We start from the raw sequence: 321 nt of genomic DNA, 5'->3' as shown, positions 1-321 counted from the left end.
GACTGCATCGAATCCGTCAGCTTGTCGTCGATCAGCTTCGGCGGATACGGGTTCCCTACAGACGCAAACAGCAACCCAGGATGGATACCTGCATTGGTGTTGTGTGCAACAAACTCGATTACGTCGAGCATGAACTCAATGTCCTGCTGGCTGAAGAGGACGATCTTCAAAGCCACAGCAGGCTTAGAACGTCCTTCACGATGACGCTGTTCGAAATTGTCAAGGAACTTCTTCAGCTTCTCGGGCTCGAACTTTTCACCCATACCAGGCGACTTCGGCGAGACCACTACCATCTGGCACAGCTGCAGCCATGCAGGCGAC

1 protein-coding gene is annotated in these 321 nt (G+C 53.3%); it reads right to left on the bottom strand.

Going from position 1 to position 321, the window contains the following annotated elements; genetic code table 11:
• Nucleotides 1–321 (bottom strand): hypothetical protein (locus VJI77_RS07410; protein ID WP_323988948.1); only part of this gene is annotated, 321 nt, incomplete at both ends.

The organism is Parvimonas sp. D2, assembly GCF_035282635.1.
Lineage (GTDB): Bacteria > Bacillota > Clostridia > Tissierellales > Peptoniphilaceae > Parvimonas.
This window is presented reverse-complemented; position numbering and strand designations above follow the sequence as displayed.